Source organism: Azohydromonas australica DSM 1124, from assembly GCF_000430725.1.
GTDB lineage: Bacteria > Pseudomonadota > Gammaproteobacteria > Burkholderiales > Burkholderiaceae_C > Azohydromonas > Azohydromonas australica.
Genome location: NZ_KE387204.1, coordinates 105,388 through 126,297, shown reverse-complemented (window position 1 = coordinate 126,297; position 20,910 = coordinate 105,388). Strand labels below are relative to the sequence as shown.

The 20,910-nt window shown below is 66.6% G+C and carries 17 protein-coding genes and 1 pseudogene; 13 read left to right on the top strand and 5 right to left on the bottom strand.

Annotation, left to right across the window (positions count from 1 at the left end; translation table 11 throughout):
* Positions 1–879: 879 nt before the first annotated feature.
* The 8 genes and pseudogenes from H537_RS0122420 to H537_RS0122385 all read left to right on the top strand — a co-directional run bounded on the left by H537_RS0122420 (position 880) and on the right by H537_RS0122385 (position 8,953).
* Positions 880–2,379 (top strand): aldehyde dehydrogenase, encoded by a 1,500-nt coding sequence (locus tag H537_RS0122420; RefSeq protein WP_028999634.1) that lies wholly within the window; start codon positions 880–882, stop codon positions 2,377–2,379.
* Between the two features lie 107 nt (positions 2,380–2,486).
* A pseudogene (locus H537_RS44820) lies at positions 2,487–3,777 on the top strand (quaternary amine ABC transporter ATP-binding protein).
* Positions 3,774–4,670, top strand: coding sequence for an ABC transporter permease (locus tag H537_RS0122410; RefSeq protein ID WP_028999633.1), 897 nt, complete (start codon positions 3,774–3,776; stop codon positions 4,668–4,670). Before H537_RS44820 ends, H537_RS0122410 begins: the two are co-directional and overlap by 4 nt.
* Positions 4,671–4,712: 42 nt before the next feature.
* Positions 4,713–5,597, top strand: a complete 885-nt coding sequence (locus H537_RS0122405) for a glycine betaine ABC transporter substrate-binding protein (RefSeq protein WP_028999632.1) — start codon at positions 4,713–4,715, stop codon at positions 5,595–5,597.
* A 319-nt stretch (positions 5,598–5,916) separates the two neighbouring features.
* A complete protein-coding gene (locus tag H537_RS0122400; protein ID WP_028999631.1) occupies positions 5,917–6,537 on the top strand; it encodes a twin-arginine translocation signal domain-containing protein in 621 nt (206 codons plus the stop codon).
* Between the two features lie 70 nt (positions 6,538–6,607).
* Positions 6,608–8,176, top strand: a complete 1,569-nt coding sequence (locus H537_RS0122395) for a GMC family oxidoreductase (RefSeq protein ID WP_028999630.1) — start codon at positions 6,608–6,610, stop codon at positions 8,174–8,176.
* A 23-nt stretch (positions 8,177–8,199) separates the two neighbouring features.
* A complete protein-coding gene (locus H537_RS0122390) occupies positions 8,200–8,538 on the top strand; it encodes a ribbon-helix-helix domain-containing protein (protein ID WP_028999629.1) in 339 nt (112 codons plus the stop codon).
* A gap of 19 nt (positions 8,539–8,557) precedes the next feature.
* Positions 8,558–8,953 (top strand): VOC family protein, encoded by a 396-nt coding sequence (locus H537_RS0122385; protein WP_028999628.1) that lies wholly within the window; start codon positions 8,558–8,560, stop codon positions 8,951–8,953.
* Positions 8,954–9,002: 49 nt separating this feature from the next.
* Here the strand turns inward: H537_RS0122385 and H537_RS0122380 are convergent, their stop codons facing one another.
* Both H537_RS0122380 and H537_RS0122375 read right to left on the bottom strand, forming a co-directional pair.
* Positions 9,003–10,091, bottom strand: a complete 1,089-nt coding sequence (locus tag H537_RS0122380; protein WP_051243105.1) for an FAD-binding oxidoreductase — start codon at positions 10,089–10,091, stop codon at positions 9,003–9,005.
* Entirely contained in the window at positions 10,081–11,334 is a 1,254-nt protein-coding gene (locus H537_RS0122375; protein ID WP_028999626.1) for an aromatic ring-hydroxylating dioxygenase subunit alpha, read from the bottom strand. The genes H537_RS0122380 and H537_RS0122375 overlap by 11 nt, the downstream gene beginning before the upstream one ends.
* A gap of 125 nt (positions 11,335–11,459) precedes the next feature.
* Here H537_RS0122375 and H537_RS0122370 point away from each other — a divergent pair, with 125 nt between their 5' ends.
* A complete protein-coding gene (locus tag H537_RS0122370; RefSeq protein WP_156901887.1) occupies positions 11,460–12,362 on the top strand; it encodes a LysR substrate-binding domain-containing protein in 903 nt (300 codons plus the stop codon).
* A 66-nt stretch (positions 12,363–12,428) separates the two neighbouring features.
* Here the strand turns inward: H537_RS0122370 and H537_RS56565 are convergent, their stop codons facing one another.
* On the bottom strand, positions 12,429–14,015 hold the full coding sequence (locus H537_RS56565) for a methyl-accepting chemotaxis protein (RefSeq protein ID WP_051243104.1): 1,587 nt from the start codon (positions 14,013–14,015) through the stop codon (positions 12,429–12,431).
* 331 nt (positions 14,016–14,346) lie between these two features.
* Here H537_RS56565 and H537_RS0122360 point away from each other — a divergent pair, with 331 nt between their 5' ends.
* Positions 14,347–14,595 carry a CBU_0592 family membrane protein gene (locus H537_RS0122360; protein ID WP_043459767.1) on the top strand — a complete coding sequence of 83 codons (249 nt, stop codon included), beginning with the start codon at positions 14,347–14,349 and terminating at the stop codon, positions 14,593–14,595.
* 85 nt (positions 14,596–14,680) lie between these two features.
* Here H537_RS0122360 and H537_RS0122355 read toward each other — a convergent pair whose 3' ends face one another.
* Both H537_RS0122355 and H537_RS0122350 read right to left on the bottom strand, forming a co-directional pair.
* Positions 14,681–15,355, bottom strand: a complete 675-nt coding sequence (locus H537_RS0122355; protein ID WP_043459636.1) for a hypothetical protein — start codon at positions 15,353–15,355, stop codon at positions 14,681–14,683.
* Between the two features lie 277 nt (positions 15,356–15,632).
* Entirely contained in the window at positions 15,633–15,824 is a 192-nt protein-coding gene (locus tag H537_RS0122350) for a hypothetical protein (protein WP_028999622.1), read from the bottom strand.
* A 158-nt stretch (positions 15,825–15,982) separates the two neighbouring features.
* Between H537_RS0122350 and H537_RS44810 the strand changes: the two genes are divergently transcribed.
* The 3 genes from H537_RS44810 (at position 15,983) to H537_RS54575 (ending at position 19,996) form a co-directional block, all read left to right on the top strand.
* Entirely contained in the window at positions 15,983–18,616 is a 2,634-nt protein-coding gene (locus H537_RS44810; protein WP_169517071.1) for a sensor histidine kinase, read from the top strand.
* Between the two features lie 67 nt (positions 18,617–18,683).
* Entirely contained in the window at positions 18,684–18,851 is a 168-nt protein-coding gene (locus H537_RS54580) for a hypothetical protein (protein ID WP_169517070.1), read from the top strand.
* Positions 18,852–18,862: 11 nt separating this feature from the next.
* Positions 18,863–19,996 carry a DUF3466 family protein gene (locus tag H537_RS54575; RefSeq protein WP_169517069.1) on the top strand — a complete coding sequence of 378 codons (1,134 nt, stop codon included), beginning with the start codon at positions 18,863–18,865 and terminating at the stop codon, positions 19,994–19,996.
* The last annotated feature ends 914 nt before the right edge of the window (positions 19,997–20,910 follow it).

The window sequence follows — 20,910 nt, the reverse complement described above, 5'->3', positions numbered from 1 at the left end:
CGCGGCAGGGCCGCATCGACCCGTGGCCGGCCGTGCACCTTGGCGGCGCACGGCGCTCGCGTCAGGCCCCAATAAAGGGCCGCATGCACTTGATTGAGACTTCGGCGCGGTCCGGTTCGCCACTTGGGTTGGCGATGTGCAGGCTCAGACGATGGCCTGTGGACGGGCACCAATCGCATGGTGGTTGATAAAGCAACATGAATTGCATGCCGACACGGCATGCCCGTGCCGGCTTGGGACAGTTCGGGCGCGGTGGAGCCACCGTTGGACGTGATGCAGCGCTGGAAGGCCCATCCGTTGGGCGTCGATGACGCGTCAATGGCGCGCCAAGGCAGGACTGGCACGGTGCTTGCGAACGCCGGGCATCTTTCAAACGAGAACGCAGCCCATGTCTCCACACTGCGTCCAGCCGCTCGTGGCCGCCGCCCTTCCCGCTGCCAAGTGCGCGCGGGGCCTGGGCCGCAAGGCCGCGCACGCTGTCGCAATCCGCTTCGGGCGTGTCGCAGGCGACATCACGGGCGACGGCGCCTCGCCTATCGTTGTTGCCGGGTCCTTGCCGGCACCGTCCCTGCGACGCCAGCCTCGTGCGATAGCAGCATTCCCCGTCCGCCGGCGATGCGCCTAGGACAAACCCCAGTAAAAAAATTTGCCCTCTCGTCTACTATTTGTAGACAGTCAGTAGTGCAAATGTCGAACCGCAGGCGCAGGCAGAAGCGGGGCACGCCATGGAGCCGGCCAGCGCGAACGAACGAGCCCGGCCTGCGGCCCCGCTGCCGTAGCCCTTCGGGCCGAGGTCCGGGGAATGCGAAGTGACCCTATTTGCAAGACGCCGTCGAGGCGCCCCTTGCTTTCCTTATCTGACGCAACAGGAAAATTGACATGTCTGAATTGCTGAGCAAAACCGAGTACCAACAGCTGGCCAAGCAGTTAAGGCTGCCGAGCAAGGCCATCGTCAATGGCGAGCCTTATGCCGCGGCATCCGGGGCGACCTTTTCGACCACCAACCCGGCCACGGGCGAAGTGCTGGCGAATCTGCCGGCCTGCTCAGCGGAGGACGTGGATATTGCCGTCTCGCATGCGCGCGCCGCCCTGGAAGACGGCCGCTGGTCCAAGCTGCATCCGGCCAGCCGCAAGAAAGTGCTGCTGCGCTTGGCCGACCTGCTCGAAGCGAATGTCCAGGAACTGGCGGTGATGGAAAGCCTGGATAGCGGCAAGACCATTTTCGACTGTCAGACGGTGGACGTTCCTGAAACCATCCACTGCCTGCGCTGGCACGCCGAGGCCATCGACAAGATTTACGACCAGGTGGCCCCGGCGTCGGACAGCCACATGGCCATGATCGTGCGGGAGCCCATGGGCGTGGTGGGCCTGGTGCTGCCCTGGAATTTCCCGCTGCTGATGCTGGCCTGGAAAATCGGCCCGGCGCTGGCGGCCGGTAATGCGCTGGTGATCAAGCCCGCGGCGGAAACCTCCCTGACCGCGCTGCGGGTGGCGGAGTTGGCGCTGGAAGCAGGCGTGCCGCCCGGCATTCTCAACGTGCTGACCGGCTCCGGTTCCGGCGTCGGCGAGCCCATCGGCCGCCACATGGATATTGACGCCGTGTCGTTCACCGGCTCCACCGTGACAGGGCGTCGCTTCCTGAAATACGCCGCGGAGAGCAATCTCAAGGAAGTGGTGCTGGAGCTGGGCGGCAAGAACCCTTGCATCGTGATGGACGACGTGGCCGATCTCGATGCCGTGGCTACCCATATCGTGAACGGCGCCTTCTGGAACATGGGGCAGAACTGCTCCGCCATTTCGCGGCTCATCGTCCACAAGGTCATCAAGGAACCGCTGCTGAAAAAGGTTTTCCAGCTGGCCGATGCCTGGCGCGTGGGTGATCCGATGGACCCTGCGCACCGTATTGGGCCGCTGGTTTCCCCCGCGCATTTCTCCAAGGTCAAATCGTTCCTGGACCAGGGCGAAAAGGTGCTCTACGGCGGCGTGACCAGTGACGAGCGCTACGTGCACCCGACCATCGTCGAAGTGGAGCACAACGGCGTGCGGCATGCGCGCGAGGAGATTTTCGGGCCGATTCTGTCCGTGCTGACAGTGGACAGCCTGCAGCAGGCCGTAGCCATGGCCAACGACACTGAATATGGTCTCACCGCCTCGGTATTCACCGCCAACGGCACACGTGCCTTGCGGGCGGCGCGCGCGATCAAGGCCGGCACGGTCACCGTGAATTCCTTCGGCGAAGGCGATTCCACCACCCCGTTTGGCGGCTACAAGCAATCGGGTTTCGGCGGCCGGGACAAGTCGGTGCACGCGCACGACCAGTACACCCAGTTGAAGACCATCTGGCTGGATCTCAGCGACAGCGAGGCAGGCGACATCTGATTCGCCATACAGGTGGGGCGAAGGCGCAAGCCCGATTCCTGCGCCTTCGCCGGCTCCGGGCTGCAATTCAAAACGGCAGCCAAAGACTTGGAAGTTGAGGTTTGGTAATGACTACGACGCTGACATTCACTCAAGACGCCGCGGTACATCCGGGTGCACTCAAGGCAGCGGCCACGTCAACCGCAGCCCGGGCCGTCGCGGCCACCGGTACGGAGCTGCTGCAGGTCAGGAACCTGTCGAAAATCTTCGGGCCCAAACCCGAGCGTGCGCTGCAGTTGATGAAGCAGGGACTTGGCCGCGACGATATTTTCCAGCAGACCGGCAACATGGTCGCGGTCCAGGACGTGAGCCTGTCCGTCAAGGCGGGCGAGATTTTCGTCGTCATGGGGCTGTCCGGTTCCGGTAAATCGACCCTGGTCCGGCTTTTGAACCGGCTGATCGAGCCGACTGCCGGCCAGGTGGTCCTGGAGGGCCGGGATATCGCGCCGATGTCAGCGTCGGAATTGCAGGCCGTGCGCCGCCAGAAAATGGCGATGGTGTTCCAGTCGTTTGCGCTGCTGCCGAACCGCAACCTGCTGGACAACGTGGCCTACGGCTTGGAAGTCGCCGGCGTCAAGAAGGCGGAGCGCTACGGCGTGGCCCAAGCTGCCCTGGCGCGCGTGGGCCTCGGCTCCTTACGCCAAGCTGCACCCCAGCGAGCTCTCGGGCGGCATGCAGCAGCGCGTGGGGCTGGCGCGGGCGCTGGCCGTGAACCCGGCGGTCTTGCTGATGGACGAGGCTTTCTCGGCGCTGGACCCGCTGATTCGCTCCGAAATGCAGAACGAGCTGCTGAGGCTGCAAAAGGAAGAGCAGCGCACCATCGTCTTCATTTCGCACGACATCGACGAGGCGATCAAGATTGGCGGGCGGATCGGGATCATGAAGGACGGTTGCCTGATCCAGGTCGGCACGCCAGCCGAGCTGATTCAATCGCCGGCAGACGAATTCGTGCGGGATTTCTTCCGCAACGTCGATGTGTCCCGTTTTCTCAAGGCATCGAGCATGCTGACGGGGGCTGATGCAAACCTGATCACCTGCAACCCGGGGGCATCCGCCGAGCGTTATTTGAATCAGCTCATCGACAAGGGTGTGGAATACGCTTATGTCTGCGATGAGACGGGCCATTATCAAGGCTGCGTTTCCCGGGCATCGATCCACAAGGCCGGGCACGCTTCGATTCAGGACGCGTTCCTGCGCAATACCACCGCGGTTTCGCTGGAGGCTGATTTGCACCAGCTCGCCGAAATCGCCTTGAACCAGGAACACGACGTTCCCGTGACGGACGCCACCGGGCGGCTCGCGGGCGTGGTGTCCTGTCGCACGATTCTCAAGCAGGTCATGGAACGGAGAATGGCATGAACTCCTCAATCATCGGACAATCCGCGGAACAGCTGGTCAACCTGCTGTTCTCAGAATTCAGCGGCGCGTTCAATGCTTTCTCGGCCGCGCTCGATACCGTGGTCAAGCTGCTCGAAGACGGGCTGACCGCCGTTCCCTTCGTTGCCATGCTGGTGCTTTTCGTGGGCCTGGCGGTATGGCGGCGCGGTGTGGGTTTTGCCATTTTCGTGGGCCTGGCCCTGGGTACCATCAATTACATGGGCCTGTGGACCCAGACCGTTTCCACGCTGGCGCTGGTGATTGCGGCCACCGTGCTCAGCCTCGCCGTCGGTGTTCCGCTGGGTATTTGGGGTGCGAGAAGTGAACGCGTTGGCCTGGTCCTGCGGTCACTGCTGGATTTCATGCAGACGATGCCCGCCTTCGTCTACCTGATTCCGGCGGTGATTCTCTTCGGCCTGGGCCGGGTGCCGGCGGTGCTGGCCACCATCGTGTTCGCCATGCCGCCCGTCGTGCGCCTCACGACGCTGGGTATCGCCCAGGTTCGTCCAGAATTGATGGAAGCCGGCCGCTCGTTTGGCAGCACGGACCTTCAACTGCTCTGGAAAATCCAGCTGCCCAACGCCCTGCCCTCCATCATGGCCGGCGTGAACCAGACCATCATGATGGCGCTCTCCATGGTCGTGGTCGCGTCGATGATTGGCGCCGGCGGGCTGGGTGAATATGTGATCAGCGGTATTCAGCGGCTGGATGTGGGCATCGGTTTCGAAGGCGGCCTGGGCGTGGTGCTGCTGGCCATCGTCCTCGACCGGCTGACCGAGAGCTTCGGGGTGAAGAAGCCCAAGAAGTCCAAGGCCAACGGCAATTCCACGGCGTCCAAAGCCAAGAGCGGCCTGAGCCGCGCATTCCGGACTTGAACCACGGGCTTTTGCAGCTCGCCAACTGAAGGAGAGGTTTCCATGAACAGCAAGTTTTTCAAGTCGCGCATCGCCGGACTGACCTTGTCGGTATTTGCATTGGGTGCCGCCACCGGCAGCGCCATGGCCGCTGAGCCCTTGAAAATGGGCTACAACAACTGGGCGGACGTGATGGCCGTGGCCAATGTCGCCAAATACGTGCTGGAAACCAAGCTCAAGCAGCCGGTGCAACTGGTCAATGCCGACATTGCCATCCAGTTCCAGGGCGTGGCCCGCGGCAACCTGGATGTGCTGCTGGGCGGCTGGCTGCCGGTGACCCATGACGCCTATTACCAGAAGCACAAGAGCGACCTGGACGATATCGGCATCATTTACTCGGGCGGCAAGAACGGCTGGGCCGTGCCCTCCTATATTCCCGAGTCCGAGGTGTCGTCGATTGCCGACCTGGCCAAGCCCGAGGTGAAAAGCAAGATGAATGGGACGATCCAGGGTATCGAGCCCGGCAGCGGCGTGATGCGGGCGGCCGAGAAGACGGTCAAGGAATACAAGCTCGATGCGGCGGGCTACAAGCTCCAGTCGGCCAGCGAGGCCGGCATGCTGGCCACGGTTTCCCGAGCCTATCCGGGCAAGCAGTGGTTTGTCGCCACGGTCTGGAGCCCGCACTGGATGTTCCAGAAATGGAACATGCGCTACCTGAAGGATCCCAAGGGCAGCATGGGTGGCGAGGAGCAAATTCATGCCTTCGGCTCCAAGCAGTTCGCGACCAAGTTCCCGCAAGTGCATGCCTTCATCAAGAATTTCAAGCTGGACCTGGCGGACGTCGAAGCCATCGAGCATGAGGGCTACAGCACGAACAACTACGAGACGGCGGCCAAGAAGTTCGTGGAGGCGCATCCGGAGAAGCTGAAGGCCTGGTTGCCGCAGTGAGCTGTGTTTCCGCCGCAGCGCCCAGGAACGCCTGACGCCGTGGATCTTGAACAGCTTGTGTAAAGGCGCGCTTCGGCGCGCTTTTTCATTTGGACTGCGACAGAAATTGAATTCGAGCCGGCCTCTAACGGGCACGCCGTCGGAACGTTGGAATGCCTTTGCCGCGGGCTACAGCCAGCACGCAGGCGCCGGGCCGGGCGTTTCTCAGTGCTTTCCCTGTAGGTAGAGGGCTATGCCCCGGCGCGGTGGGCCGGTTCCTACAGTGCGGGCACCAACGACGAAAGGCGGCACGCAGAGCCGCCTCGAAGGAGACGCGCTCATGAAGGTCGTTCCCATCGCACCCTTGTCCGGCGGCTGTGACGAGCCCAGCGGCGAGGTCCCCAGGCTGCCCCTGCCCCTGACGCGACGCAGCCTGCTCAAGGGCTCCGGCATCCTGATGGGCACCCTGGCTGCGGGCAGCCCGCTGGCCTTGCTTGCCCCGTCCACGTCCTGGGCCGTGGAGCTCAAGACGTTGAGCGAGGCGCAGGGCCGCACGCTGCTGCTGATGGGGCGCGTGCTGTATCCGCATGCGAAGCTGCCCGACGCCGTCTATGCCCTGCTGGCCAAGGACCTGGATGCCATGGCCGGCGACGACCCGGCGCTGGCCAAGCTGTTGAGCGACGGCACCGCCACCCTGGACCACTTGGCAGGCGGCAGCTTCGCCAAGGCCTCCGTGGCGCGGCGTACCGAGGCCGTCAAGGCCATGGAGGGCCAGGCCTTCTTCAACACGGTGCGCGGCAAGTGCGTCACCTCCCTCTACGACAACGACATGGCCTTCGCCGCCTTCGGCTATCCGGGCTCGGCGTGGGAGAAGGGCGGCTACATCACCCGCGGCTTCCAGGACCTGAAGTGGCTGCCCGCCCCCCCGCTTGAAGCCAGCCCCAAGCCCTACATGGGCTGAGCGCGCAGGCGGCGGTCGCTGTTCGAAAACACACACAGGCGGCCACGGCACGCCTGGTCTGGAGACATTCATGGCTGTATTCGATCTCGCGGACGACTCGGTGGTCGTCGTCATCGGCTCGGGCGCCGGTGGCGGCACCCTGGCCAACGAGCTGTGCCAGAAGGGCATCAAGGTGGTCGTGCTGGAGGCCGGCGCCCAGCAGTCGAACGCCAGCTTCATCAACGACGAGTGGAAGTCCTTCAGCCAGCTGGCTTGGCTGGACCCGCGCACCACCTCCGGCAGCTGGCGCGTCGCCAAGGACTTCGCGGGCCTGCCGGCCTGGATCTGCAAGACCGTCGGCGGCACCACCACGCACTGGGCCGGCGCGTCCTTGCGCTTCCAGGAGCACGAGTTCCGCGTCCGCAGCGAGTACGGCGGCATCAAGGACGCCAACCTGCTGGACTGGCCCCTCACGCTCAAGGAGCTGGAGCCGTACTACACGCGCGCCGAGGACAAGATGGGCGTGACGCGCACCCACGGCATCCCGGGCCTGCCGGGCAACAACAACTTCAAGGTGCTCTACAACGGCGCTACCCGGCTGGGCTACAAGGAGGTGCACACCGGGAACATGGCCATCAACAGCCAGCCGCGCGACGTCCGCGGACGCTGCATGCAGCTGGGCTTCTGCTTCCAGGGCTGCAAGAGCGGCGCCAAGTGGTCCACGCTGTACACCGAGATTCCCAAGGCCGAGGCGACGGGCAACTTCGAGCTGCGCCCCGAGTCCCACGTCACCCGCATCGAGCACGACGCGGCCGGCAAGGTCACCGGCGTGGTGTATTTCGACAAGGCCGGCAAGGAGCAGCGCCAGAAGGCCCGCGTGGTCTGCGTGGCGGGCAACTCCATCGAGACGCCGCGCCTGCTGCTGCTGTCGGCCTCGAACAAGTTCCCCGACGGGCTGGCCAACTCCTCCGGCCAGGTCGGCCGCAACTACATGCGGCACATGACGGGCTCGGTGTACGCCGCCTTCAAGGACCCGGTGCACATGTTCCGCGGCACTACGATGGCGGGCATCGTGCGCGACGAGGCGGGCCACGACACGCGCCGCGGCTTCGCGGGCGGCTATGAAATGGAAACGCTCTCGCTGGGCCTGCCCTTCATGGCAGCCTTCCTGAACCCGGGCGGCTGGGGACCGGAGTTCGCCTGGTGGATGGAGCGCTACACCCAGCTCGCCGGCATGTGGCTGGTGGGCGAGGACATGCCGCGCGACACCAACCGCGTGACGCTCAACACCAGCGTGAAAGACAAGTGGGGCAACCCGGTGCCCAACGTGCACTACGACGACCACCCGAACGACGTCGCCATGCGCAACCATGCCTTCACGCAGGGCGAGCGCATCTACCAGGCCGCCGGCGCAATACGCACCTTCCGCACGCCGCCCTACCCGTCCACCCACAACCTGGGCACCTGCCGCATGAGCGCGCGCCCCACCGACGGCGTGTGCAACAAGTGGGGCCAGACGCACGACGTGCAGAACCTTTTCATCAGCGACGGCAGCCAGTTCACCACCGGCGGTGCGGAAAATCCGACCCTCACCATCGTGACGCTGGCCATCCGGCAGGCAGAATATATTGCGTCGCAAATGTCGCAGCGCGCGCTGTAAAACAAATTATCCTGGAGACAAGAATGTGCGAATTCTTCGTTGCGGCCGACCCGATTCTTTACGAATCCCGTACCCGCACGGTGCGCATCCATGGCGTATCGACCAGCATACGCATGGAAAACTTCATGTGGGACACGCTGGCGGCGCTGGCTGCGGAAGAAGGCATCACCACCAATGCGCTCATCGTGCAATTTCACGATGAAATCATGCGCCATCGCGGCGACGTGCTGAATTTCTCGTCCTTCCTGCGGGTGACCTGCCTGCGCTACCTTCGACGCAAGCTGGACCAGGTGGAAGGCGAGAAACTCGAAGGCAGCAGCCCGCCCACACCCAGCCGTCCTGCCCTGCGGAACACGCACTGAAACAAGGCTCCAACCTGATATGGCCAAACTCATCCACACCATGATCCGCGTGCGCGACCTGGACGCGTCGCTCGATTTCTACCGTCAGGTGCTCAAGCTGGAGCCCGCGCACCGGCTGGATTTTCCGGAATTCTCGCTGGTGTACCTGCGCAATGCCGAGAATGATTTCGAAATCGAGCTGACCTACAACAAGGGCTGCGAGGAAGCGTATTCCCACGGCGACGGTTACGGCCACGTCGCCGTGGCCGTGGACAGCGTGGCGCAAAAGCATGCCGAGCTGGTGAAGGCGGGTTTCTCGCCGCTGCCCATCAAGGAATTCAAAGTCGGCGATGAATTGCTGGCCCGCTTCTTCTTCATCCAGGACCCCGACGGCTACAAGATCGAGGTGCTGGAGCGCCACGGGCATTACCGCTGACGCCTTGCCGCCCGGGCGCCGCGCATGAGCTTGCGGCGCCCGGGCGGGTTCAGCGATCGACCACCAGGTCGCTGAGCGGCTTGGAGCAGCAGGGCAGGAAGAAGCCCGCATCCACCTCGCGCTGCCGGATGCCGCCGTTGTGCTTCATGTCCACCGAGCCGGAGACCAGCTTCGACTTGCAGGTGCCGCACAGGCCGTTGCTGCACGACGAGGGCAGCCGCACGCCGGACTTGCGCGCGGCGGCGAGCACGGACTGCTCGGCGCCCACCTCGATCACCTTGTCCTGCTTGGCGAACTTGACTTTGAAGGTGCTCGCGGCCTCCGCGGCGGGCGGCAGCGGCACGTCGTCCTCGTCGATCACGGCGGCGTCGAAGCTTTCCTCGAAGTAGCGCTCCGGCTTCACGCCCAGCGCCAGGGACAGCTGGCGCACCGCGCCCATGAACGGCGCGGGGCCGCAGCACATCACCGTCCTCTCGGCCAGGTCGGGCACCGCGACCTTCAGGAAGGCCTCGCTGACGCGCCCGGTGACGCCGGCGTACCCCGGCTCGCCGCCCGCCCTCTCGGGCAGGAACAGCAGCCGGAAGTTCGGCGTGACCTTGGCGCGGTATAGCAGCTCGTCCCGGAACACGAGGTCCGCCGGGGTGCGCGCCGCGTGCAGGAACACGATGTCCGGATGGCGCCGCGCGTCGGCCAGGGCGCGCACCATCGACATCACCGGCGTGATGCCCGACCCGCCCGACACCAGCAGGTAGGGTCCTTCGGCCGGCCCGGGCAGCGTGAAGGTACCCGAGGGGCCGGTGCCCCGCACCGCGCTGCCCGGCTTGAGGTGGTCGTGCAGCCAGTTCGAGACCTTGCCGCCCTCCACCCGCTTGACGGTGATGGAGATCGAGCGCGGCGTCAGCGCCGACGACGCGAGGCTGTAGCAGCGGCTCACCATCTCCCCGTCGATCTCCAGCTCGAACAGGAAGTACTGGCCCGCGTCGAAGCTGAAGTAGCGGTCGTCCCGGGCGCGGAAGGTGAAGGTCTTGACGTCGTGCGTCTCCTGGCGGACGTCGATGCACACCAGTTCCTGGTCAGCCTCGCGGTTCCAGTAGACGCCCTCGTCGCAGGACATCGGCAGCGTGAGCTCAGTAGCCATGGGCCTGCATCCGCTTGACATACCAGGAGGCGAAGTTGTCGAGCTGCTTCTCGGTGAACTTCGAGTACGGGCCCGGCTCGTAGCTCGGGTCCTGCACGCCGGCGTGCGAGCGCGCCACCAGGTCGGCGTCCTGGTCGGTGGTGGCGATCCACACGCTGGTGAGCTTGTCCAGGTCGTAGTCCTTGCCCTCCACGGCGTCCTTGTGCACCAGCCACTTGGTGCGCACCAGCGTGGTGTCCGCGCTGAGCGGGATGACCATGGCCGACATCGCGTGGTCGCCCATGAAGTGGTTCCAGCAGTTGTGGCCCCACAGGTGCGTGTCGCCCAGGTCCTTGCGGGTCATGCTGCCCAGCAGCTTGGCGCATGCCGCCGTGCCGTCCGGAGTTTGCGACTCGCCGCCGCCGGCAATGGCCAGGCGCTGCGTGCGGAAGTTGGTTTCGCAGTCGGTCACGCGCTCCACGGTGGAGGACTTGAAGCCTTCGGCCTCCCAACGGCGCTCGCGGGCGCTGTGCTCGGCCATGTGTTGCGCGGCGCGCTCGCGGTCCTCTTCGCTCATGGATTCGAGGTCGAAGCCGAAGTCCAGGTCGATGAAGGTGACGCACAGCTCCGGATGGCTGCCCACGCAGTGGTAGCACTCCCGGTTGTTCTCCAGCGTGAGCTTCCAGTTGCTTTTCTCGATCACGTCCACCTGGTGCGCCACCTTGGCGTTACGCAGGCCGTAGGGCGCCAGCCGCTCCTCCATCACGTCCTGCAGGAACGCGATGTCCTTGGGCGGGTTGTCGGAAAGGCAGACGTAGAGGAGTCCACCGACCGAGCGCAGCGCCACCGGTTTGAGGCTGCGGCAGGACTTGTCGAAGTCCACGCCCATGTGCGGCGCGTGGATCAGCTGGCCCGAGGTCTCGTAGGTCCACTGGTGGTAGGGGCACACGAGCTTGGAAACCACGCCCTGCCCCGCGTTCAGGATGCGCGCGCCGCGGTGGCGGCAGACGTTGTGGAAGGCGCGCACCTGCATGTCGTCGTCGCGCAGGAGGATGACGCTCGACGTCCCGATGTCCAGCACCTGCGTGTCGCCCGGCTCGGGAATCTCGCACTCCAGGCCGGCCAGGATCCAGTGGCTCTGGAAGAAGACCTTCAGGTCGGCCTCGAACACGTCCTGGCGCGTGTAGAGCCCCGCGGGCAGCGAATGGTGCGGGCGGCGCGAGGACAGCAGCGAGGCGATGGACGGGAGGGCGGGAATGGACATGGGCGTATGCTCCTTTTGACTAATCTGAAGTCATGATAGAAGCCGCTATATCCTTGTTCAACGCCATTTTGATTTATGTCCAGGATGACTTTTGGTAATGCAAGGATGACCATTGAGGAGGTCCGGTGCCCATTCGCAAGAACTTTCCGTCGCTGAACGCCCTGCTCGTGCTGGAGGCTGCCGCGCGCCATCGCAGCTTCACCGCGGCGGCCGTGGAGCTGGGCGTCACGCAGGCGGCGGTGAGCCGCCAGGTCGCACTGCTGGAGGAAGAGCTGGACACCCCGCTGTTCGCGCGCAAGCACCGCAGCATCGAGCCGACGCCCCCGTGCGAGCTGCTGGCTTCATCGCTGGCGATGAGCTTCGCGAACATCGCTCAAAGCGTGGAGATGGTGCGGTCCACCAAGCGCCAGGAGACGGTCACGATCGGGGCGACGCTGGCGTTCACCACGTTCTGGCTGCTGCCGCGCATGGGGGAGTTCCGCAAGCGTTATCCCGCGGCGCAGATCCGGCTGGTGTCACAGGACTCGCGCATCAATCTCAACAGCGGCGAGGTGGACGTGCTCGTGCGCTTCGGCGTGCCGCCCTTCGACGACGGCGAGGTCGTCGCCTCGCGTGCCGACGAGGTGTTTCCCGTGTGCTCGGCCGAGCATGCGTTGCGGGTGGGCGAGCCCGGGACGATGTTCCGCGACGGCGAGCTCGAGCTGATCGAGCAGGACGTGCCGGACCGCTCCTGGTACTCGTGGCAGGACTGGCTCGGCCGCGCGGGCATCGCCGCGGCCAGCCCGCAGCCCAAGCTGCGCTTCAGCCACTACACCGAAGTGCTGCAAGCGGCGCGGGCCGGGCATGGTGTTGCGCTCGGCTGGGGCGTGCTCGTGCAGAGCTACCTGGAGGACGGCTCGCTGGTGCGCCTGGGCGACGCCGTCATCACCGCCGAGGGCCGGTACAACGTGGTGGTGCCCACGCGGCGCAAGCCGCATCCCCTGCGGGACATCTTCGTCGAGTGGCTGGCGGGGAGCCTGTGCAAGTGAGGGCGGCGGCGGTCCCGCCCGGCCGGGCCAGGCGGACCGCAAGGGCCGGCAATGGACGCCGCCGCTTCAGCCGAGGTGGAAGGCGCTGACCAGCTTGTTGAGGCGGCCGGCCTGCTCGCTCAGCAGTTCCGCGGAGGCCGTGCTCTGCTCGACCAGCGCCGCGTTCTGCTGCGTCATCCGGTCCAGCTCCACCACCGCGCCGTTCACCTGCTCGATGCCCTGGCTCTGCTCGACCGTGGCGGTCGAGATCTCGTCGATCACGTCGGCGACCCGCTGCACCGCCGACATCATGTCCTGCATCGTGCCGCCGGCTTCCTGGACCAGCTTCGTGCCGGACTCGACGCGTTGTACGCTTTCGCCGATCAGCGACTTGATCTCGCGGGCCGCCGACGCGGCGCGCTGCGCGAGGTTGCGCACCTCGCCGGCCACCACCGCGAAGCCGCGGCCCTGCTCGCCGGCGCGCGCCGCCTCGACCGCGGCGTTCAGCGCCAGCAGGTTGGTCTGGAACGCGATGCCGTCGATGACGCCGATGATGTCGCCGATGCGGCGGCTGGAGGTCGAGATGTCGGCCATGTTGGCGATGACCTGCTGCACGACCTCGCCGCCGCGCTGCGCCGCCTGGGACGCCGACAGCGCGAGCTGGTTCGCGGTCGCCGCCGAGTCCGCGCTCTGCCGCACCGCGCCCGTCAGCTCCTCCAGCGACGACGCGGTCTGCTGCAGGTTGCCGGCCGTGATCTCGGTGCGCTGGGACAGGTCGGCCTTGCCCGAGGCGACCTCGCTGCTGGCGACCTGGATGCTGTCGGCGCACAGGCGAATGTCGCCCACCACGTGGCGCAGGGCGTCCTGCATCTCGGCCAACGAGTTCAGCAGCAGGCCGATCTCGTCCCGCTGCCCGGTCCGGACATTGGCCGACAGGTCACCCTGCGCGACCGTCTTCGCCACGTCTACCGCGCGGTGCAGCGGGCGGGTGATGCTGTGCGAGATGAGCAATGCCGACAGCAGGCCGCCGGCCAGCGCGATCACGACGATGCCTGCGGTCAGCCACTGCGATTGCCGCGCGTCCTCCCGGGACTGCGCCGAGGCCGCGGCCATCGTCTCGCCCATCAGCTTGCGGAGGTCACCCAGGCTCTCCATCCAGTTCTTCTGCGGGTTCGACACCTGGGAGGAGTAGACGTACTGCAGCAGGCCGGGCTTGGTGTCCCCGGCCATGTCGGCCACCTGCTTGAACAGCGGCAGCGCGCTTTCCTCGAAGGAGGTCATGGTCTCGAACGCCTCCTGCCAGCCGCCGCTCTCGCTGCGCACCGGCAGCTTCGCCAGCGCGTCCTTGACCTGGAAGTAGCGTTCCACCGTGGCCTTGAAGCTGCCACGCAGGTTTTCGATCTCGTCCAGGTTCTCGATCAGGACGAGCTTGCCCAGCACGATCACCATGTCCTGCACCGCGATCTGCATGTCGTTGGCGAGCGAGGCGCGGCGCGCGTCCTCCTCGACCAATATCCGCGTGCGTTCGGACAGCAGGCTGGTTTGAAACCAGTTCAGGGTGCCCACCGCCGCCAACAGCGCGAGCGCGACGCCGAAGCCCACGTACAGGCGCGCCGAGATCGACAGCCGGGAAAACAGGAACTGTGAAATTCCACCGTTGCTCGGGTTCCGCATGTTTTCTTCTTCTCTACGGCGCCGGCCGGTTCAGGACCGCCGTCGTCGCCTCCGTGATGGTGTAGGGGTGTCCGGGTGAGATCGCTCTCGCCGGTGCACGGCCCTCCCGCGTCCTGCCTCCTCTGGCCAGGTTCGCGCAACACCACTGTCGCCCAAGGATGGGCATGCCGACTTGCTCAATGCCGACGCATGTTTGGCCAATTGCGCACCAGGGGCCCGTGCTGACCGGGAAGGCCGCGAAGGCGACGGATGAAGCGCCGCATGTCGCAACGGGTCAGCAACCCGGCGCTTGCCGCCAAGCGGGCGCGCCGGCGCTGCCTATGCTTCGCACATGGAGCTGGGTTTTCTCGACCTCATCGGTCTCTTCGGCGTGGTCGCGTACCTGACGGCGTACTTCCTGGTGCAGGTGCTGCACCACCCGCCGGCCGGCCGGACCGCGGTCGCGCTCAACATCGTCGGCCCGGCCTGCATGCTGGTGTCGCTGACGGAGTCCTTCAACCTGGCGGCGTTCCTGTCGCAGTGCTTCTGGCTGGCCCTCACCGTGGTCGGCTGGTGGCGCCGGTGCCAGCAGCGCCGGTAGGCACAGGCCCCGGCGTGCCAAGGCGGCCGCCGCGCAACAGTGGCGCGACGGCTCGCAGGTGCAATCCGCGGACGCTCTTCGAAATTCAGTCCTGCGCCAGCCCGGCCACGACCTCGTGCCCGAACACCGCTTCCAGCGTGCGCGTTTCCGGCAGCACGTAGACCACGCCGCGCTGGCGGCCCAGCACGGGCTGCACCACGGAGACGTAGAAGTCCGCGTCCACCACCACGCAGCCCAGCGAGATGCGGTTGTCCGCCGGCGAGGCCGAAGCCAGTCGCTGGGCGCGGCGCTCGCGCGCGGGTGCGGGGCGCAGCCGGTGCAGCGCCAGCCCCTCGGCGTAGTCCATCCACACCACCAGCTCGCCGGCAGTGTTGCGGCCGGGCTCGGTGTCGAAGCGGCCGGCGGGGGTGGTGCGCTCCTCGGGGCGGATGGCCGACAGCGGCTTGCTGCCCACGCCACGCACCGCGTGGTCGCCGGGCTGCAGGCCCAGCAGCACCGGTGCGGCGCCCAGCACGCGGCCATCGCCGGCGTAAAGCACCATGCGCGCCTGCTTCTTGTCCACCACGACGAAGGGACGCCCGCGGTGGTCGTTGCTCTCCAGCACGCCATGGGCGAAGCGCTGCACGGGGTCGTCGGCGGCCGCATCACGCGCCGGCGCGTGATGGATGCTGTCGTGCGTGGGCAATGCCCTGGACAAGCCCGGCAGCCCCAGCAAAAGGCTGGCCGCCAGCGCGCACAGCGCCTTTCCTCCCCCCAACATCGACTTCCCCCGTCAGGTCGCGGCGCCAGGGGCGCCGTGCTCACAACCCGGGCCAGGCGCCCGGTTCAAGGGGCGAATGCTAGGGGATCGGCGCGGCACTCCGGCGCCGGTGCGGCAAATCGAGTGCGGATCAGTTCACGATCCGGGACGTTGTTGCAGGTTGGGCGCAGAAGACCCAGTGGCGCACTCCGTTTCCCGTCGTGTCCGCGACGGCGGAAGGACAGCGGTGCAGAACGCCGCGAACACGGCGCCCCGCACCGGGCTCAACCCGGCCGCTTCACTGCGGCGGACCCTGGCGGTGGCTCGGGCCTTCCTGGTCAGAGGGCCCGGAGGGGTTGTCGTGGGCCGGGTCGCTGCTGTTCTCGTAACCCTTCCAGGTGTTGTCCAGCGTGGCCTGGGCCTGTTCGGCGGCGCGCACGGCGTCCTTGTCGTCGGGGTTGACCTTGGGGACCTTGGGGGCGTCAGTCATGGCGGGCTCCTTGTGCAATGGCTTGCCCGACGGGCGGCAAGCCGCATACCGCGGCGGCATACTCGTCCGCCAAGCCCTTCGAAGAACGGACACCAAGCGGGCGTGCGATGTGCACGGTGCGGTATTCCCGCCTCGCCACGGCCGCCGGCCACGCACCCATGCCGCTGTACTCCTCCGCCCTGCTCAAGCCTCCTGCCCTGCGCGACACGCTGCGTGCGCCGCTGCTGCTGATGGCCGGCGGCTGGCTGCTCGCCGTGGGCGTGGGGCTGTGGCAGCACCATGCCAATGGCGTGCAGGAGCGCGCGCGCTTCCAGGCCCTGGGCGAGCGCGTGGCCGAGCAGGTGCGCAGCCGCATGCGCACCTACGAGTACGGATTGCGCGGCGCGCGCGGCGCCGTGATCGCCGCGGGTGCCGACGGCATCACGCGCGAGCGCTTCCACGAGTACGGGCTCTCGCGCGAGATCCAGCGCGAGTTTCCCGGCGCGCGCGGCTTCGGCTTCATCCGGCGCGTGCCGTTGGCGCAAGAAGCGGCCTTCCTGGAAGCGGCACGACGCGACGGCGTGCCGGACTTCGGCATCCGCCAGATCACGCCGCATGCGAAGGAGCGCTACGTCATCCAGTACGTCGAGCCGCTGCAGCACAACGAGGCGGCGGTGGGGCTGGACGTGGCTTCGGAGCCCAAGCGGCGCGCCGCCGCGGTGGCGGCCATGGAAACCGGCGAGGCGCGGCTCACGGCGCCTATCACCATCGTGCAGGCCTCGGACAACCCGCAGCGCTCGTTCCTGCTGCTGCTGCCCATCTACCGCGGCGTGCTGCTGCCGCCACCGGGGCAACGCGCTGCGGCCATTGTGGGGTGGGCCTACGCGCCGCTGGTGATGGACGAGGTGCTGCAGGACTTCGACTTCGGCGGCGACGAGTTCGCGCTGGCGCTCAGCGACGTCACGCCGGGCGACGAGGACGCCGACCGCTTCTACACCTCCACGCACTGGAGCGACGACGAGAGCATCTCACCGCACCACCGGCGGCGGCTGGCTGTGTTCGGCCGCATCTGGGAGCTGGACCTGCAGGAGCGCCCGGCCTTCCGCGCCGCGCTGAGCCTGCCCGACCCGGTGGCCACGGCGGTGGCGGTGGGCGGGGTGTCGATGCTGCTGGCGCTGCTGCTGGGCGGGGCGCAGCGCGCGGTGGGGCGCGAGCGGCTGATCCAGTACCAGCGCGCGCGCATGGCGGCCATGGTGGAGGGGGCGCAGGACGCCATCATTGGCCACGACGCCGACGGCTCGATCACGGAATGGAACCCCGCCGCGGAGCGGCTGCTGGGCTGGAGCGCTGCCGATGCCCTTGGGCGCGACCTCTACGAGCTGGTGCTGCCCGATGGCCGGCGCCAGGAGGCGCGGCGCCTGGGCGAGCGGGCGATGCTGGGCACGCCGGTGCCACCCTTCGACACCGAGCTGCGGCACCGCGACGGGCGTGCGGTGGAGGTGTCGCACTCGCTGGTGGCCATCCGCGACGAGGACGGCAAGGTGCGCGGGCTGGCCAGCACGCTGCGCGACATCCGCGAGCAGCGCGCGGCGCAGGCGCGCATCCTGGAGCTCAACGCCACGCTGGAGCAGCAGGTGCAGCAGCGCACCCTGGAGCTGCGCGTGCTGTCGGCGCGCGAGCGCGCCATCCTCGATGGCGCAGGCAGCGCCATCGTCGCCACCGACGCGCAGGACCGCATCACGCTCTTCAACCCTGCCGCCGAGCGCCTCACGGGCCATGCCGCGGCCCAGGCGCTGGGGTGCGATGCCACCGCGCTGCTGCTGGATGCCGACGAGCTGCGCACGCGCCGCGAAGCGCTGCAGGCCGAGCTGGGCCGGCCGCTGGCGCCGGGCGAGGTGTTCCTGTCCGCGCACGGCGCGGAGGGCGGCGAGTGGCAGCTGCGGCGCGCCGACGGCACGCCGGTGCCGGTGCTGCTGGACGTGCGCACGCTGCGCGACGAGCGCGCACGCACCGTGGGGCTGATCTACGTGGCGGTGGACCTGTCCGAGCGCAAGCGGCTGGAGACCGAGCTGCAGCAGCGCACCGAGCAGGCCGAGACCGCCAACCGTGCCAAGAGCGCCTTCCTGGCCAACATGAGCCACGAGATCCGCACCCCGCTCAATGCCGTCATCGGGCTGAGCCACCTGCTGCAGCAGATGCCGCTGGAGGGGCGCCAGCGCGAGTTCGTGGGCCACATCGCCAGCGCAGGCGAGCAGCTGCTGGCGCTGGTCAACGACGTGCTGGACCTCTCCAAGATCGAGGCCGGCGAGATGCGGCTGGAGCAGGTGCCCTTCGCGCTGGAGACGCTGCTGCGGGAGGTGATGGCGCAGGTGCGGGTGCATGCCGACCAGAAGAAGCTGGCGCTGAGCCTGGACGCGCCCGAGGATCCGCTGGCGCTGCGCGGCGATCCGCTGCGGCTCAAGCAGGTGCTGCTGAACCTGCTGAGCAACGCACTGAAGTTCACCCAGGCGGGCAGCGTGACGCTGCGCGTGCGCGCCATGCCCGGCGGCCCGGGGCGGGTGGTGCTGCGGCTGGACGTGATCGACACCGGCATCGGCATCGCGCCGGCGCTGCAGGCGCGCATCTTCGAGGCCTTCACCCAGGCCGACAGCTCCACCACGCGGCGCTTCGGCGGCACGGGGCTGGGACTCTCCATCGTGCGGCGGCTGGTGACGATGATGGATGGCCAGCTCGCGCTGGACAGCACGCCAGGCCAGGGCAGCACCTTCACCGTGATGCTGCCGATGGAGGTGGCGCAGGAGGCGCCCGCCTGAAGCGGGTTTTGAATCCGCCCGGCGAACGCCGTTGCCGAACCCCTCTTTTCAATATGCAAAGAGGTGAGTGAAACAAGAGTTCCAAAGTTTGCTGACGGGCCAGCGCAATTGCGGGCTGGCCTGCGCCGGCGGGAAAAAGTTAGGCTGCCGGCTTGTACCAGGCCGCGCCGCTTCCAAATACCGCCGCGCGGGTGAATTTGAAGGGAAATACCCATGTTTCAACGCTGTTCCTTGAGGAGCCTGGCCGTGACGGCCGCGCTGGCTTTGGCCACCATGCAGGCCCAGGCTCAACCCCAGCTGCGCTACCGCGTCGAGGCGCTGACCTACGATGGGCCCGTCACTGATGACGAGTATTTCAGCGCCTTTGGCCTCAACAACCGCGGCGTGGTCGTAGGCACCCGGCAGACGGAAATAGAGCACGAATGGGTCGAGCTCATCGGTACTGCCCATATTTCCCAGGGCAACCACCTGGAGCCCTTGCCCGGCAGCGACGCGTTCCATGACTCCAGTGCCGTTGGCATCAATGACCGGGGCCAGGTCATCGGCCAGTACCGTTCAAACGGTGTTGGCGGCCAAATACCCTATCTTTATACGCAGGGGCGATACCGGGACTTGCGTGTCGAAAACGTGAGCGGATGGGATTATGCGAGGGACATCAACGCGGCGGGACAGGTCGTGGGGCGCGCCAATGGGCAGGCATTTTTGTTCGATGGCACCCGCTCCAGGTATCTCGACATTCCCGGTGCCGTGGGGTCGATTGCGGAAGGCGTCAACGACCAGGGCGTCATGGTAGGAAACGCCCTTTTCGATGCGCCCGGCGATGGCCTCGAAGATCGTGCCTTCGTGCACGACGGCCACGGCGTGAAATTCCTGCAAAACCCGCTGCAGGATTTCCAGACCGCGCAGATGGCGGACATCAACAATGTCGGGCAGATGGCTGCCCACATCTTCAACCCGGATGGCCAACGCTACAGGTCCTTCCTCTACGAGGCCGATGGCCGGTTTACCGAGCTGGCCAGCCTGCACGGGCGGCAGGAACGGACCATTGTGCAGGGCCTCAATGACCGGGGCTGGGCAGTTGGCCTGTCCTCGGGCGATACATGCAACGAGTACACCTGCGACGAGGCGGTGCTGTGGCGCGACGGGCAAACGCTGAGCTTGAACGACCTGCTGTCCCCGGCGCAGGCCGAGCTGTGGCAGCTCACCGACGCGGTGGCCATCAACGAACGGGGGCAGATTGCGGGCAACGGCTATTACTTGAGCTCCTACGTGGGCTTTGTGCTGACGCCCGTGCCTGAAGCGCAGAGCTGGGCGCTGCTGCTGGCCGGGCTGGGCGTCGTCGGCACGCTGGCGCGACGCCGGGCTGCAGGCCGGGGCTGAGAAGCCCGCCCCGGCGCCTATCGCGGCCGCCGCTCAGCGCGTCCGGCCCCGCCGCTGCCACAGCGGCTTCTTGCCCTTAAGGTGGCGCTCGGGAACGGGTTATCGAGGCCGGGCACCGGATTACTCCCCTTCACCACCATATCTTGAATATGGTGAGTGCCGCATGAAACAGCAGTGCCAAATCATGAGAAATGGCTGGCCCGATCGCGGACTGTCCAGGAACGGACTGAAGCAGCTACGCTGATACTTTGCGCCAGCTCGTCCGGACAAGCAGGCCTGTTTACCGGACGCGTTTGAAAGGAAGCAACGATGCCTCAATATCGTTTCCTGACCGGTTCGGCCCTGGCGGCCACGCTGGCATTTACCAACCTGAGTGCCGAGGCCCAATTGCGTTACCGGGTCAAATTGGCGGACTTCGGTGAGCCTGTGGGCGAAGAGGAATTTTTCAGCCCTGCCGCGATCAACAACCACGGCGTGGTGGCCGGTACCGGCTACAGGCGAGGAGACGAGTGGTACGACACCGACCCGATCGCCCATATTTTCCGCGGCAACGCAGCGCGGCCCTTGCTCGGCACGGACGCCTTCGGCAACTCCTACGCTTACGGCATCAATGACCGCAACCAGGTTGTCGGCAATTACACGTTGCCGGACACCCCTGGGGCGGTCCCATATCTCTACCACAATGGCCGGTACCAGGACCTGCGCGTTGAAAAGGGGACGGGCAGTGGTGATGCGATGGATATCAACGCCTCGGGGCAGGTCGTGGGGAGCGCCAACGCAAAGGCGCTGTTTTTCGACGGCACGCGCTCGCGGTACATCGATATTCCCGGCGCCGTGTCATCGCAGGCGAAATCGCTCAATGACCACGGCACCGTGGTAGGGAATGCGTTTTTCGATGTTTCCAGCGGCGCCTA